At 64.6% G+C, this 14,443-nt stretch carries 14 protein-coding genes; 10 read left to right on the forward strand and 4 right to left on the reverse strand.

Features of this window, described 5'->3' with window-relative positions; all coding sequences use genetic code 11:
• Positions 1 to 51: 51 nt before the first annotated feature.
• Positions 52 to 1,089, reverse strand: coding sequence for an alpha/beta fold hydrolase (locus GB927_RS01765; protein WP_256114812.1), 1,038 nt, complete (start codon positions 1,087 to 1,089; stop codon positions 52 to 54).
• Between the two features lie 272 nt (positions 1,090 to 1,361).
• On the opposite strand from GB927_RS01765, the gene GB927_RS01770 reads away from it, so the two are divergent.
• The 5 genes from GB927_RS01770 to GB927_RS01790 all read left to right on the forward strand — a co-directional run bounded on the left by GB927_RS01770 (position 1,362) and on the right by GB927_RS01790 (position 6,350).
• Complete coding sequence (locus GB927_RS01770; RefSeq protein ID WP_256114814.1) at positions 1,362 to 3,119, forward strand: cytochrome c biogenesis protein DipZ; 1,758 nt, start codon at positions 1,362 to 1,364, stop codon at positions 3,117 to 3,119.
• Positions 3,120 to 3,151: 32 nt separating this feature from the next.
• Positions 3,152 to 3,910 carry an alpha/beta fold hydrolase gene (locus GB927_RS01775; RefSeq protein ID WP_256114815.1) on the forward strand — a complete coding sequence of 253 codons (759 nt, stop codon included), beginning with the start codon at positions 3,152 to 3,154 and terminating at the stop codon, positions 3,908 to 3,910.
• A gap of 104 nt (positions 3,911 to 4,014) precedes the next feature.
• Positions 4,015 to 4,581 carry a TetR/AcrR family transcriptional regulator gene (locus GB927_RS01780; protein WP_256114816.1) on the forward strand — a complete coding sequence of 189 codons (567 nt, stop codon included), beginning with the start codon at positions 4,015 to 4,017 and terminating at the stop codon, positions 4,579 to 4,581.
• Between the two features lie 54 nt (positions 4,582 to 4,635).
• On the forward strand, positions 4,636 to 5,604 hold the full coding sequence (locus GB927_RS01785; protein WP_256114817.1) for a quinone oxidoreductase family protein: 969 nt from the start codon (positions 4,636 to 4,638) through the stop codon (positions 5,602 to 5,604).
• An 11-nt stretch (positions 5,605 to 5,615) separates the two neighbouring features.
• Positions 5,616 to 6,350, forward strand: coding sequence for an SDR family NAD(P)-dependent oxidoreductase (locus tag GB927_RS01790; RefSeq protein ID WP_256114819.1), 735 nt, complete (start codon positions 5,616 to 5,618; stop codon positions 6,348 to 6,350).
• A gap of 49 nt (positions 6,351 to 6,399) precedes the next feature.
• Here GB927_RS01790 and GB927_RS01795 read toward each other — a convergent pair whose 3' ends face one another.
• On the reverse strand, positions 6,400 to 7,908 hold the full coding sequence (locus tag GB927_RS01795) for a winged helix-turn-helix domain-containing tetratricopeptide repeat protein (protein ID WP_256114820.1): 1,509 nt from the start codon (positions 7,906 to 7,908) through the stop codon (positions 6,400 to 6,402).
• A 113-nt stretch (positions 7,909 to 8,021) separates the two neighbouring features.
• Between GB927_RS01795 and GB927_RS01800 the strand changes: the two genes are divergently transcribed.
• The 3 genes from GB927_RS01800 (at position 8,022) to GB927_RS01810 (ending at position 11,517) form a co-directional block, all read left to right on the forward strand.
• Positions 8,022 to 8,237: a DUF1127 domain-containing protein gene (locus tag GB927_RS01800; RefSeq protein WP_256114821.1), complete on the forward strand. Its 216-nt coding sequence runs from the start codon at positions 8,022 to 8,024 to the stop codon at positions 8,235 to 8,237.
• Between the two features lie 13 nt (positions 8,238 to 8,250).
• Entirely contained in the window at positions 8,251 to 9,426 is a 1,176-nt protein-coding gene (locus GB927_RS01805; protein ID WP_256114822.1) for an MFS transporter, read from the forward strand.
• 126 nt (positions 9,427 to 9,552) lie between these two features.
• On the forward strand, positions 9,553 to 11,517 hold the full coding sequence (locus tag GB927_RS01810; protein WP_256114823.1) for a methyl-accepting chemotaxis protein: 1,965 nt from the start codon (positions 9,553 to 9,555) through the stop codon (positions 11,515 to 11,517).
• A gap of 55 nt (positions 11,518 to 11,572) precedes the next feature.
• On the opposite strand, the gene GB927_RS01815 is transcribed toward GB927_RS01810, so the two are convergent.
• Both GB927_RS01815 and GB927_RS01820 read right to left on the reverse strand, forming a co-directional pair.
• Positions 11,573 to 12,580 carry a magnesium and cobalt transport protein CorA gene (locus GB927_RS01815; protein ID WP_256114824.1) on the reverse strand — a complete coding sequence of 336 codons (1,008 nt, stop codon included), beginning with the start codon at positions 12,578 to 12,580 and terminating at the stop codon, positions 11,573 to 11,575.
• Positions 12,581 to 12,712: 132 nt separating this feature from the next.
• On the reverse strand, positions 12,713 to 13,201 hold the full coding sequence (locus tag GB927_RS01820; RefSeq protein ID WP_256114825.1) for a carboxymuconolactone decarboxylase family protein: 489 nt from the start codon (positions 13,199 to 13,201) through the stop codon (positions 12,713 to 12,715).
• A gap of 106 nt (positions 13,202 to 13,307) precedes the next feature.
• Between GB927_RS01820 and GB927_RS01825 the strand changes: the two genes are divergently transcribed.
• Positions 13,308 to 14,198, forward strand: coding sequence for a LysR family transcriptional regulator (locus GB927_RS01825; protein ID WP_256114826.1), 891 nt, complete (start codon positions 13,308 to 13,310; stop codon positions 14,196 to 14,198).
• 104 nt (positions 14,199 to 14,302) lie between these two features.
• Entirely contained in the window at positions 14,303 to 14,434 is a 132-nt protein-coding gene (locus tag GB927_RS01830; protein WP_256114827.1) for a hypothetical protein, read from the forward strand.
• Positions 14,435 to 14,443 lie beyond the last annotated feature (9 nt).

Genomic DNA, 14,443 nt, shown 5'->3' on the forward strand with positions numbered 1-14,443 from the left:
CGCCGCCCTGTTCTAGACCCTGCACCCGCTCCCGCGAAGGGGAGAAATCGCTCACAACCGGACGACGTCGAGCACGGCCTGTGCAAACGCCTCCGGCGCCTCCTGCGGCAGGTTGTGGCCAATGCCGCCGGTGATCGTGCGGTGCGCGTACTTTCCGGTGAATTTTTTGCCATACGCGGCCGGATCGGGATGCGGCGCGCCGTTGGCGTCCGCTTCCAGCGTGATCGTCGGAATGGCGATGGAGGGGGCTTCCGCAAGCCGGCTCTCATAGGCGTCGAACTGCGCCTCGCCTTCCGCAAGACCCAGCCGCCAGCGATAGTTATGGATGGTGATGGCGACGTGGTCCGGATTGTCGAAGGCGGCTGCCGAGCGCTCGAAGGTCGCGTCGTCGAAGGCCCAGGTCGGCGAGGCGCTGTGCCAGATCAGCTTTGCAAATTCACGCGTATTGGCGGCGTAGCCGAGGCGGCCGCGCTCCGTCGCGAAGTAGAACTGATACCACCAGGAGAGTTCCGCGGCCGGCGTCAGCGGCTTGGCATTCGCCATCTGGCTGCCGATCAGGTAGCCGCTGACCGACACCATCGCCGTGCAACGCTCGGGCCAGAGCGCGGCCATGATGTTGACGGTGCGCGCGCCCCAGTCGAAGCCGGCGACGATCGCCTTTTCGATGCCGAGTGCATCCATCAGCGCGATCATATCGGCGGCCAGTGCCGATTGCTGGCCATTGCGCGGCGTCTCTTCGGACAGGAAGCGCGTGGTGCCGTAGCCGCGGAGATAGGGCATGATCACTCGGTAGCCGGCGGCCGCGAGGATCGGTGCGACATCGACGAAGCTGTAGATGTCGTAGGGCCAGCCATGCACGAGCAGGACCACCGGGCCATCCGCCGGACCATCCTCGGCATAACCGACATCCAGCACGCCGGCCCTCACCTGCTTCAGCGCCGGAAAAGATGTATGCGCCTTGGTGGTGGACGCCTTCATCATGGACGACTGGGCGTTGGCGATGGCGGCAGTGCCGAACTGGGTGGCGGCGAGCGTGATGGCCGCGAGGCCGAAGAAGCGGCGGCGCTGGTGGTTGATCGTGTCGGACATGGGCTTTCTCCTGAAGGGATCGAACATGGCGCCAAGAAAGCCGGCCCGATGTATCGCCGGTGTGTTCGCGACCGGGCACTATCGCATGCCCATGTAGCCTCCGCCCCTCCGGATACGTTCTGATACAAATCCCAACCGGCATCCCCCTTTCTACACTTCGGTACAAATCCGCCCGGTCCCGGACACATCCGGGATACGTCGCGCCGGCCATATCGCTGCCATTGCTGGCCGCGTCGTCCAGCGCCCGAAACCCCGGTTCAAAGGAAACGATGATGACGCTCTTTGTCATTGCCTATCTCGGCGGTGCGCTGACCATTCTCAGTCCGTGCATCCTGCCCATCCTGCCCTTCGTCTTCGCCAGAGCGGGCCAGCCGTTCCTCAACAGCACGCTGCCCATGCTGTTCGGCATGGCCGCCACCTTCGCGCTCGTCGCGACGCTGGCGGCGGTCGGCGGAAGCTGGGCGGTCCACGCCAATGAATATGGCCGCCTCGCCGCAATCGCGCTGCTCGCCGTCTTCGGCGTCAGCCTGCTCTCGCCCCGCATCGCCAGCATCGTCAGCCGCCCGGTGGTCGATCTCGGCAACAGGCTGCTGAACGCCTCCGGCCCCGCGGCTCCCGGAAGCACCACGACACGCTCGCTCCTGCTCGGCGTCGCCACAGGCCTGCTCTGGGCACCCTGCGCCGGCCCGATCCTCGGCCTCGTTTTGACGGGTGCCGCCCTCCAAGGCGCCAATCTCGAAACCACATTCCTGCTTCTCGCCTATGCCGCGGGCGCCGCCACCTCGTTGGCCGTCGCCCTCCTCGTCGGTGGCCGGGTCTTTGCCGGCATGAAGCGCTCGCTCGGCGTCAGCGAAAGGGTCCGCCAGGCGCTGGGCGTTGCCGTTCTGGTCGGCGTCGCCGCCATCGCGCTCGGCCTCGATACCGGGCTTCTCTCCCGCCTCTCCTATGCCAGCACCGCGACCTTCGAACAGGCCGTGCTCGACCGCCTGCATGCCAAGCCGAAGAAGGAGATGGCCGGTGCGATCGTCACCGCCGCCGATAGCACCCAGCCCTTCCGCAGCGACCTGCCGGTCGAAGGTGCCGCCCCCTCATTCGACGGCGCCGTGGAATGGCTGAATTCGCCGCCGCTCGACAATGCGGCGCTCAAGGGCAAGGTCGTGCTCGTCGATTTCTGGACCTATTCCTGCATCAACTGCATTCGCACCGTGCCTTACGTCCGCGCCTGGGCGGAAAAGTACAAGGGGCAGGGCCTCGTCGTCATTGGCGTGCACGCCCCGGAATTCGCCTTCGAAAAGAAAATCGACAATGTCAAAAAGGCGGTCAGCGATTTCGGCATCGGCTATCCGGTCGCCGTCGACAACGACTACCGCATCTGGCGCGCCTTCGAGAACAGCTACTGGCCGGCCCACTACCTGATCGATGCCGAAGGGCAGATCCGCTACCACCATTTCGGCGAGGGCAATTATGCCGAGACCGAAAAGGCGATCCAGGACCTGCTGCGCGAAGCCGGCAGCAACATGCAGGCAAGTGCGGCCGTAACGCCCGACACCAAGGGCGCCGAGGCCGGACCGGACCTCAAGAACATCCGCTCGGGCGAAACCTATCTCGGCTACCAGCGCGCAACGAGTTTTGCCTCTCCGGAAGGCATCGCCGCCGATGCGTCGCAGACCTACTCCGTCGCGGAACCGAGCCTGAATGCCTGGGGCCTCGCCGGAAGCTGGACCGTGCATGCCGAGCAGGCAACGCTCGACCGCCCGGACGGCCGCATCGCCTATCGCTTTAGCGCCCGCGACCTGCATCTCGTGCTCGGGCCGGGCGCCGATGGCAAGCCGGTGCGCTTCGAGGTAACGATCGACGGCAAGCCCCCCGGCGCGGATCACGGCGCCGATACCGACACCGCCGGCCGCGGCACGGTCTCCTCCACGCGGCTCTACCAGCTCGTCCGCCAGGCCGGCGCGGTGGAGGCACGCACCTTCGAAATCCGTTTCCTCGATCCCGGCGTCGAAGCCTACGCCTTCACTTTCGGCTGATCCCAAAGACCCTTAAACCACAGGAGAAAACCATGACCCGCAAGATCCTCTCGACCCTCGCCCTCGCCTTCGCCACCAGCGTCATCGCCTTTGCGGCGCAGGCCGCCGAGGTGAAGAACATCGTCATCGTCCACGGTGCGCTCGCCGACGGCTCCGGCTGGCGCAAGGCGACGGACATCCTCACGGACCGCGGCTTCAACGTCACGATCGTGCAGCAGCCGATCACCTCACTGGCGGACGACGTCGCGGCCACCCAGCGCGTGCTCGATCTCCAGGACGGCCCGACCCTGCTCGTCGGCCACAGCTACGGCGGCATCGTCATCACCGAGGCGGGCCATGACGACAAGGTCGCCGGCCTCGTCTATGTCGCAGCCTTCCAGCCGGACAAGGGCGAGAGCCTGCTCAGCCTCGCAAGCTCGAAGCCGGCAAGCGGCATGAGCATCCGCGAAACGAAGGACGGCAAGTTCCTCTACATCGACCCCGTGGCCTTCCCCAACGATTTTGCCGCCGACCTGCCGAAGGACGAAACGGCCTTCCTCGCAAGGTCCCAGGTCTTCGCCGCGAAGGAAGCCTTCTCCGCAAAGGCCGGCGAACCCGCCTGGAAAAACAAGCGCAGTTGGGCAATCGTCGCGACCGAAGACCGCTCGATCAACCCCGAGCTCGAACGCGATATGGCCAAACGCGCCGGCAGCGCCGTCACCGAGATCAAAGCCAGCCACGCCGTCTTCGCCTCGCAGCCGGAAAAGGTCGCGGATGTGATCGACGCGGCAGCTAAGGCGCTTTCGGAATAACACTGGGCCGAAAAACCTGAAAGGCCGGCTGCCTCTCTCCCCGAGGCAGCCGGCTTCTCTTCATTATTCTTGACAGATCATTCCAGAATTCCTATCTCCCTTTCATGGCAAGGATGAAGGAATTCGACAGGGACACTGCCGTGGACGCCGCGATCGGCGTTTTCCGCGAGCATGGTTTCGAAGGAACATCGACGGGCATGCTGGTCGAGGCCATGAAGATCGGCCGCCAGAGCCTCTACGATACGTTCGGGGACAAGTGGCAGCTCTATTGCGCCGCCGTCGAGCACTACACGGCGGGCGAGACGGCCGAGCATATCGCAGCGTTGCGTGGCGAGGCAAAGGCGCTGGACGGGATCCGCGCCATGCTGGCGCGCGTCGTCGATACCGCCGGGCAGAGTTGCCTTGGCATCGGTTCCATCTGCGAGTTCGGCCGCAGCCGTCCCGAACTCTCCGCGCTGCACCAGGCCGCCGATCTTCGTTTGAAGACCACCGCCCGGGAGCGGATCGTCGAAGCGCAGGCCGCCGGCGATATCGATCGGTCACTCTCTGCCGCGGCGGCGGCGGATTTCCTTTTCGCAAGTGTCGCCGGCATACGCATCGCCGGCCGCGGCGGCGCCGACCATGCCCATCTGCAATCGCTCAGCACCTTGGCGTTGCGCGCCGTGATCTAAACGGCAAAATTTTTTGCTTAATTCTGGAATGAACAGTCAAGAAAGGAAAATATAATGAAAGCAGTGGTTATGAACGGCATCGGCGGCACCGAGGAAATGGCGGTGGTCGATCGCGAGCCGCCCACGGCGGCACTAGGACGGGTGGTCGTCGAGGTCGCCGCTGCCGGCGTCAATTTCATGGATATTGGCGTGCGCCAGGGGATGGCCTGGACCGATGTGCCGAACCCGAAAGTCCTCGGCGTCGAAGGGGCCGGCCGGGTGATCACCGTAGGCGATGGCGTCGATCAGTTTTCGATCGGCGATCGTGTCGCCTGGGTCTATGAGCCGGGCAGCTATGCCGAGCAGGTGTCGGTGCGGGCGGATGCTCTGGTAAAGATCCCCGATGGACTGGATTTCCGGACGGCGGCCTCCGTGATGATGCAGGGCCTCACCGCCAGCCATTTTGCGACGGATTTCTATCCCGTCCAGCCCGGCGACGTCGCGCTCGTGCACGCGGCGGCCGGCGGCGTCGGCCTGCTCCTCACGCAGATCATAAAACTCCGGGGCGGACAGGTCATCGGCCGCGTCTCCTCCGAGGAAAAGCGCGCCATCGTCCGCGAGGCCGGCGCGGATCATGTCATCGTCGATCGCGACGGGAATTTTGCCGACGAAGTGCTCCGCCTCACCGATGGAGAGGGCGTCAACGTCGTCTATGACGGCTCCGGGCCGAAAACCTTCGCCGGTTCGCTGGCCTCGCTGCGCCGATCCGGTACCTTCTGCTGGTACGGTCCGGTGCTCGGCGGTCCGGGGCCGCTCGATATCATGAGCCTGCCGAGAAGCATCAAGATCGGCTACGCCACCTTCTACGACCATATCCACACGCCCGACCTGCTGCGCACCCGCAGCCGGCAACTGTTCGACTGGATCGAAAGCGGCGCCCTGCGGGTGACGGTCGGCGGCACCTATCCGCTCGCCGAGGCCGCGCAAGCCCATGCGGACATGGAAAGCCGCCGCACGACCGGCAAACTCCTGCTCATTCCCTGATGGAGAGACCGATGGACAAGACACAACAAACCCGGACAGCCCTGGTTTTCGGCGGCTCGCGCGGCATTGGCGGGGCGATCGCAAAGCGCCTCGCCGCGGATGGATTTCAGGTGGCGCTGACCTACGTCTCTCGCCCGGAAAAGGCAGCCGTGGTGGTCTCCACAATCGAGGCGATGGGTGGCAAGGCGCTGGCGATCAGGGCCGATAGCGCAGATCCCGCCGAAATCCGCGCAGGCGTCAATCGCACCGTGGCCGAATACGGCCCGCTCGACGTTGCTGTCGTCAATGCCGGCGTTCTCAAGCTGGGGCTGCTGGACGATTTCCCGATTAAGGACCTCGACCTATCGCTCAATGTCAATATCCGCGGCGTCTATCTGGCAATCCAGGCGGCCGCCCGGCAGATGCGGGATGGCGGCCGGATCATCACGATCGGAAGCAATATCGGATCCAGAACAGCCTCTTCGGCCGGCACCGTCTATGCCATGACCAAGGCAGCGGTTGCGGCGATGAGCCAGGGCATTGCGCTTGACCTGGCGCCGCGGCGCATCACCGTCAACAATATCCAGCCCGGCCCGACGGAGACCGACCTGACGGCCGACATGATCTCCGTCCTGAAGGACCAGATTCCCTTGAAGCGGGTCGGACAGCCGGAAGAAATCGCCGCCCTCGCCTCGTATCTCGTGAGTGCGGAGGCCGGTTACATGACCGGCGCAAGCCTGACCATCGACGGCGGGTACATTCTTTGAGATTGCGCGCCGCCGCTTGCCGACCAAAACGAAACGGCGGCGCCTGAGGTCACTCCGGCAGACCGGCCTTGCGATAGCCGTCAATGAAATGTGCAAGCGTCGCGGCGTCGCGGAACGGCTCGGTCGCGGCCCAGTGGCAGGTTGTGAAATCCGGGTTGCCGACGAGGAACAGTTCGGCCTCGGCGCGTGCCTCGTCGAGCCGGCCGAGTTGGGCAAGGCTCGCCGCCAGGAAGCGGCGGGAGCTTGTGCGGTAGGTCTCGTCCCGGCGCAGCGTCTCGACGGCGGCTTCGTAGTCGCCGGCGGCATATAGTACCTGGCCGAGCGTCAGATAGTACCAGCTTGCCGGAAACGGGTTCAATCTGAATGCCTTGCGGATATGCTCAAGGCCCTCCTCGACGCGGCCCGCCAGGACCGCGATATCGGACAATGCCGCAAACGTGTCGGCCTCGTTCGGGTCGAGCGCGATCGCCTTGGCGAATTCCGCATCCGCCTCGGCAAAGCTGCGTTCATAGGCGAGCAGGTAGGCCAGGACCCAGCGGCAGCCGGCATCGTTGGGATCCATCTGGACGGCCTTGCGTGCCAGTTCCAGGGCGATGTTGCGGTTCGGCTCCGTCGGCCCTCCGCTATGCACCCATCCCATCCAATGGTTCATGGCCAGCCAACGATAGGGCTCGGCATAGTCCGGATCGAGCGAGACCGCGCGTGTGAGCATCAGATGCGCTTCGCGCGCCGATTGCGGCGTGTCGTCCATCAGCTTGCGCGCCCGCACGCAGAGATCGTAGGCCTCGATATTCTTGGGCCGATTGCGCGGCGGCGATGCCTGCAGCCGGCCGAGCAGCGCCTCCACGATCTTGCCCGTCACCTCGTCCTGAACGGCAAAGATATCGTCCAGGCCACGATCGAACCGTTCCGCCCAGAGATGATCGCCGCTCACCGCATCGACGAGCTGGGCGTTGATGCGCACCCGCCCCGCGGCGCGCCTTGCGCTGCCCTCCAGCAGGTAGCGCACGCCAAGATCCTCGGCGATATCACGCACGTCCATCGCCTTGCCCTTGTAGGCGAAGGCCGAGTTGCGGGCGATGACGAAGAGGCCGGCGGTCCTGGACAGGTCGGTGATCAGGTCTTCGGTCAAGCCGTCCGCAAAGGATTCCTGCTCGGGATCGTTGCCGAGATTGACGAAGGGCAGCACGGCGATCGAGGGCTTGTCGGGTAGCGGCAGAGGTTTTCGCTTCGTACCGCCGTGCTGTTCGACGGCGCCCGTGAAGCGATAGCCGATGCGGGGGACGGTGGCGATCCATTCACCCCCGTCGGCGGTCGGACCAAGCAGCTTGCGCAGCTGCGAAATCTGGACGGTGAGATTGCCCTCCTCGACGGCCATGCCCGGCCATCCCGCGTCCATCAACGCGGCCTTGTCGAGGATTTCGCCGGGCCGGGCGACGAGAGCCGCCAGCAGCATGACCCCGCGATGGCCTACGGCAACGGGCTCGTCGTCCCGAAGGAGCGTTCCCGCCGCCGGATCAAGCACGAACGGACCAAAGGCAAAACGCGATCCCTGCATGCGGCGCATCTATAATCGGTTTGGATGTTTTTGAGAACTTTTTGGGAGGGCTTAATTACGGCGCTGTCCGTATCCGGCAGAATTCATCCTCTTTCAGGCCAAAGGAGGCTGCCATGAGCCATACTCTTTCTGCACGGTCGGCCGACGTATCGAACTGGCACCCAAGCTTCGCGACACTGCGTAAGGTGATCGCGATTTGGGACGCGCGGAAACGCTTTCGCCGGGACCTTGCGCAGAAATCCAAGGCCAATCCCCATTTGATCGACGATATCGGCCTGACGAAGCGGCAGGTGGAGGCGGAGATCGCCAAGCCATTCTGGCAGGTGTGAGGCGAATGCTGCAATGACATCGGATCAGCAAGCCTGCACGACGGCATCGCAGGATGACCGGATTCCCTGGGCCGCGATGGCGGGCATCATCGCGACTGTCACGGTGTTCGCCGTGGCGCAGGGGCTGACCTATCCGCTGCTCAGCTTCATCCTGGAGCGGCAAGGCACGACATCGGGCCTGATCGGCCTGTCGGCGGCAATGACGCCGCTGGGCTTCATCGTCTCTGCGCCCTTCATTCCGATGCTGGTGCTGCGCGTGGGCGGGGCCGGACTTGCGATCCTGTGTTCGGTGCTGGCCGCGCTCATTCTGGTCGCGATTGCGCTCACGCAGGACGTCTGGGCCTGGATGCCGCTGCGCTTCCTGCTCGGCTTCTTCGCCAATCCGCTTTCCGTGATCAGCGAGACCTGGCTGCTCTCGATCACGCCGGCCTCCCGGCGCGGTCGCATCATGGGCCTCTATTCGTCGATCGTCTCTGGCGGTTTCGCCATCGGCCCGCTCTCGCTGGGCCTGGTCGGGGCCGAGGGCTGGCCACCCTTCCTGATCGGCATCGTGGCCTTCCTTGTCTGCGGCGCCATCATGCTCGCCGTCGTGCCGCGCCTGCCGAAGATGCCGCGGGAGGGCGAAGCGACATCGGTCGGCGGTTTCTTCGCGCTCGCGCCGCTGCTGCTGTTCGCCGTTTTCACGGCTGCCGCCTTCGAGCAAGTCCTTTTGTCCTTGTTCGCGGTCTATGGCGCGGCACTCGCCAGCGCCGAAGAACGCACCGCGTCGCTCATCACCTGTTTCGTCGCGGGCAATGCGGTGCTGCAGATTGTTCTCGGGCGCATCGCCGAACGGTTCGGCTCGAAGCGGACCATGCTCTTCTGCGTCCTGGCTTCGCTCACCGGCTGCACGCTGCTGCCGCTGCTTTTCAACGCGCCGCTCATCTGGCCGCTCGTCTTCGTCTGGGGCGGCGTCTCGTTCGGGATCTACACCATGGCGCTGATCCAGCTCGGCGAACGTTTCACCGGCCAGGCCCTGATCGCCGGCAATGCGGCCTTCGCCTTCGCCTGGGGCATGGGCGGCATCGTCGGCTCACCGGCGACGGGACTGGCGATGCAACTGGTCGGCCATCAGGGACTGCCACTGTCGCTTGGCCTGCTGTGCTGTGTTCTGGCGACGTTTTTGATGGGCGCTAGATGGCGGACCTGATCGCGGCGTCAAACCGTCCACAAATTATTGTCATTCAGTAATTGCATGCAATATTTAAAAAATTTAAGCGAAATCTAACGATCTCCTCGTATCCCGGTGCAGTTCCTCCACGATAGGCGAGCGCCCATGCGAAATATTCCGATCATCAGCAAGTTCCTTGTCATCCTCTGCGCCTTCGGCCTCTTCGTGGCCGGCGTCATCGCCTACAGCAGCTCCAGACTGTCCCTGATCAACACCTCCTACACGGCGCTGCTGGAACAGGAATCCACCGCTGCCCTGACGCTTGCTCGCACCAGCCGCAGCCTTGTATCCATCCGCTCCGGCATCGCGGATCTGCTGCTGGCCCACACGGAGGAGGCCAGAAAGGCAGCACTTGCCGATATCGAGTTGAGCAAAGGCTTCTTCGTCCAGCAGATAGATTTGGCGAGCGCGGCCATGCCGTCCAGAACGAGCTTCAAGGTCCTAAAGGACGAAGGGCTGAACGCCCTAAACACGATATGTGCCCCCCTGATCGCCGCCGCAACCGGCGACGCGGATACCGCACGCGCGCAGGCCGAGTTCCGGACGACCTGCCAACCCGTCTTCACCGCAACTATCGCGAAGCTGACGGACGAAATCACAGTCATCACCGATATCGCAAACGCCCGCAGGGCCGAGCTGGGCGAGATGTCGCGCTCGACCATCGTGACGACCATCATCGGCGTCATCGCCGGCCTCATCGGCATCATGATCGCCGGCTTCTTCGCCGTGCGCGCCTGGATCGCCCGCCCGCTTAACGCCCTGTCTGCCACCATGGCGACGCTCGCCGGTGGGGACCTCTCCGTAATGATCGCCGAAACGGAACGCCGCGATGAAATCGGCGGCATGGCCCGCGCCGTGCAGGTCTTCAAGGACAACGGCCTGCGCACCCGCGCGCTGGAAACAAGCTCCGCGGCCGAGCGCACCGCCGCCGAGGCCGAGCGCGAACGCAACACGGAAGTGGACCGCGTGCGCGCCGCCGCGATGACGCAGGCGACCGGCGGACTTGCCGAGGGCCTGAAGCGCATGGCCGGCGGCGACCTCGGCTTCGAGCTGACGCAAGCCTTCTCGGAAGAATTCGAAAGCCTGCGCCAGGATTTCAACGCCGCCGTCAGCCAGCTTCGCACGACGCTGCAGGCGGTTTCGGAAACCACCGTTTCGATCGATAGCGGCTCGCGTGAGCTGAGCCAGGCCGCCAACGACCTGTCGCGCCGCACGGAGCAGCAGGCCGCCGCCCTGGAGGAGACCGCCGCGGCGCTGGACGAGATCACAGCCAATGTTTCCCAGTCTTCCAAGCGCGCCGAAGAGGCCCGCAGCAAGGCCTCGGAGGCCAATGCCGCCGCACATCACTCGGCCAAGGTCGTCTCCGAGGCGGTGACCGCGATGCAGCGCATCGAGGGGTCGTCCGGCCAGATTTCCAACATCATCGGCGTCATCGACGAGATCGCCTTCCAGACCAACCTGCTCGCGCTGAATGCCGGAGTCGAAGCGGCGCGCGCCGGCGAGGCCGGCAAGGGCTTCGCGGTGGTCGCGCAGGAAGTGCGCGAACTCGCCCAGCGCTCCGCCCAGGCGGCCAAGGAAATCAAGGAGCTGATCCGGAATTCTGCCGGCGAAGTTGAAGGCGGCGTGCGTCTCGTGACGGAAACCGGCGAGGCGCTGAAGGTGATCGGCCAGCACGTCAACGACATCAACGCCCAGCTCGACGCCATCGCGACCTCGGCGCGCGAGCAGTCGGTCGGCCTGGTCGAGGTCAACTCCGCCGTCAACCAGATGGACCAGACGACGCAGCAGAACGCCGCCATGGTCGAGCAGTCGACCGCCGCCAGCGCCTCGCTGGCGAAAGAAGCCGACAGATTGCGTGAGCTGGTCGGCCAGTTCCAGGTGGGCTCGGCGGCCGCATCCGACGCCGGCCGAGGCTTTGCACCGGCCCCCACCCGCCCGCACCTGAAGGTGGCGAATACCGCATCGCTCCACGTCGCCTCCCCGGCCAAGCGCATGGTCGGCAAGCTGGCCAGCGCCTTCGGCGGCGGCAGCGCCGCTGCGGCCGCGGAGCCCGGCTGGGACGAGTTCTGAGAAGGAACAAAAAGACCGGCGCGATCAATGTCGCACCGGTCTTCTTATTGGCGGTTCACAGCCAGCCGTTCTTGCGGAACCGCCAGTAGAGGAAGGTACAGGTGGCAATGATGGCGCTGAGCACCATCGGATAACCGTATTCCATCCGCAGCTCCGGCATGTCATTGAAATTCATGCCGTATATGCCCGCGAGCGCGGTCGGCACGGCGAGGATCGCCGCCCAGGAGGCGAGCTTCTTGGAAATCGCCGTTTCCTGGCTCTGGCCGACCAGCAGGCTCGCCTCGAAGGCGAAGGCCAGCACCTCGCGCAGGCTGTCGATCTTTTCCTGCACCGTGCGGATGTGATCGGTCACGTCACGAAACAGCGGGTGCATGGCCGCCTGGATCTGCGGCAGGTCGGCGCTCGTCAGCCGCCGGCAGACCTCGACCAGCGGAAGGGCGGCATTGCGCAGCCGCAGGAGGTCGCGGCGCATCATGTAGAGCCGCTCGATATCCGTGGCCGTCATTGGCCTCACCAGGACCTTGTCCTCGATCTCCTCGACCTCGTATTCGAGCTGTTCCAGCACCGGCATGTAGTTGTCGACGATGAAATCGAGAATGGCGTAAAGGACAAAATCCTCGCCCTTGGCCAGCGAATGCGGGCAGCTTTCCCAATGCTGGCGCACCGTGGCGTAGGAGGTCGACGGGCCGTGCCGCACGCTGACGATATAGCCCTTGCCGACGAAAAGATGCGTTTCACCGAAGATGACGCGCCGCTCGATCAGTTGTGCAGTGCGTGCGACGATGAACAGCGCATCGCCATATTGCTCCAGCTTGGGCCGCTGGTGTGGATGCTCGGCATCCTCGATCGCGAGGTCATGCAGGTTGAACTGCGCCTGGACGCGCAGGAGAAGCTCCCGGCTCGGCTCCAGAAGCCCGATCCACACGACATGGCCATCCTTGGCCGCCCACTCCCCGGCCTCCTCGATGGCGATATCGGCAACGCGCCGGCCGGCCGTATAGGCGCTCGAGGCGACGATCCCCTCTTCCCCAGAGACCGGCGCGAACTTATGGGCATAATCCATCACCACCTCCCGACCGCGATGCCTCCCCTGCGCAACGAATGCGCAGGACCGCTAATCTAGCGCAGTTTTGGCTCGGGTTCGAGGAGGGGATCGATCTAGAGATTGTCTAGACGGCAAACCCAGAGACGCGGGTCATTTTCCGCCACCGTCCGGCTGCTCGCCCGACGCTGTGCGCTCTGCAAACAGATCCGACAACACCTGCGAGGCGGCGATGGCGCGTGGGAAACCGGCCGGGACCGTGATCATGTAGACGACCTCCTTGAGTTCATCCTCGGAGACGCCGATGTTGAGGGCGTATTCGGCGTGGATCTTCATGAAAGCGGTCTCGCCCATGGCGGCGAACGTGGCGACGGCGGCGATCTGCCGCGTTCGGTTGTCGAGGCCGGGCCGCGACCAGACATCGCCGAGCGCGTAGGCCTGCGTCGCCTCCGCCAAAAACGGAAATTCCTGCCGCATGCGCTCCAGCGTGGGCTGCGGGGCCCCGAGGTTCAGGTCCCGGATCACGGTCTCGCCGCGCTGCAAGCGGCGTTCGGTCGTTTCGGCGACGGCGACCGCCGCCGGCCCGCCAAGGGACAGCGCGATCGTGGCGCCGGCGAGGGAAATGCTGGAAAGAAATGTCATCGTCTTGTTTCTCCGATCGTTGGTTGGCATGACCACGAGGATAGACGCGCGCCATTGTTGTGATAAGTTTGCCATTCCTTTCTTCCCTGGAAAGAACTGCTAACCAATGGATGCCGATTTCAACGCGCTCGCGATCTTCGCCCTGGTCGCCGAAGAGAAGAATTTTCGTGCGGCGGCAGACCGCCTAGGCGTCTCCCGCTCGGCGGTCAGCCAGACGATCGCGCGCCTGGAGGGCGCGCTCGGCATAGCGCTCGTCCAGCGCACCACGCGCAGCGTCAACCTAACGGAAGCGGGGGAACGGCTTTACAATGAAGTGGCGCCGGCCATCGCCGACATGCGCGCGGCGGTCGAGGTGACCGTGAACCTGCGCGGCCCGCCGCGCGGGCAATTGCGGCTGGCCGTTTCGTCTATCGCCGACCGCTTTCTCTGCGGCGACATGCTGGCGGCCTTTGCAGAGGAAAACCCGGAAATCCAGCTCGACATCACCGTGACGGACGAGGAATTCGATATTGTCGCGGCCGGATACGATGCCGGCGTGCGGCTCGGCGAGGTGATCGAGCAGGACATGATCGCCGTGCCCATTGCCGGCGAAGAGCGGCAGATCGCCGTCTGCGCGCCGGCTTTTCGCGACCGGTTCGGCATCCCCGCCCACCCGCGCGAGCTTCCCGGTTTCCGCTGCATCGGCTGGCGGCCGGCGCCGAAGGCGGCACCCTATCGCTGGGAGTTCACGGAGGACGGCAAGGATTTCAGCGTCGCCGTCTCACCCGAGATCACCACCAACGACATGGCCCTGATGATAAAACTCGCCATCGCCGGAGCCGGGATCAGTTTCGGCATGCAGGAAAGTTATCGCGCCGCCATCGAGCGCGGCGAACTCATCCCCATCCTGGGGGATTTCTGTGCCGGCTTCCCCGGTTTCTACCTCTATTATCCAAGCCGCCGCAACGTCGCCCCGAAGCTGCGCGCCCTGGTCAGGCACGTACAAAACCTCCGCTGACCGGGCTGATTGTCCAAGAAATCTAACCACACTGCTCACATTCGGCCACCTACTGAAGCAGGGGTCGCGTTCGTACATCCTGTGCACTTAACAGGAGTAGCGACATGGATAAGAACAAGCACGCCCACCTTCCCTATCGAAAGGCGACGTTCGAAGCCCGTCCCCTCGTAAACCTGGCCGTCGGCCTGCTGCTCAGCGCTGCCATGCTGCTCTTCATGGCGGCTTTTCTTTCGTAATTGACAATG

The organism is Shinella lacus, from assembly GCF_010994755.1.
Lineage (GTDB): Bacteria > Pseudomonadota > Alphaproteobacteria > Rhizobiales > Rhizobiaceae > Shinella > Shinella lacus.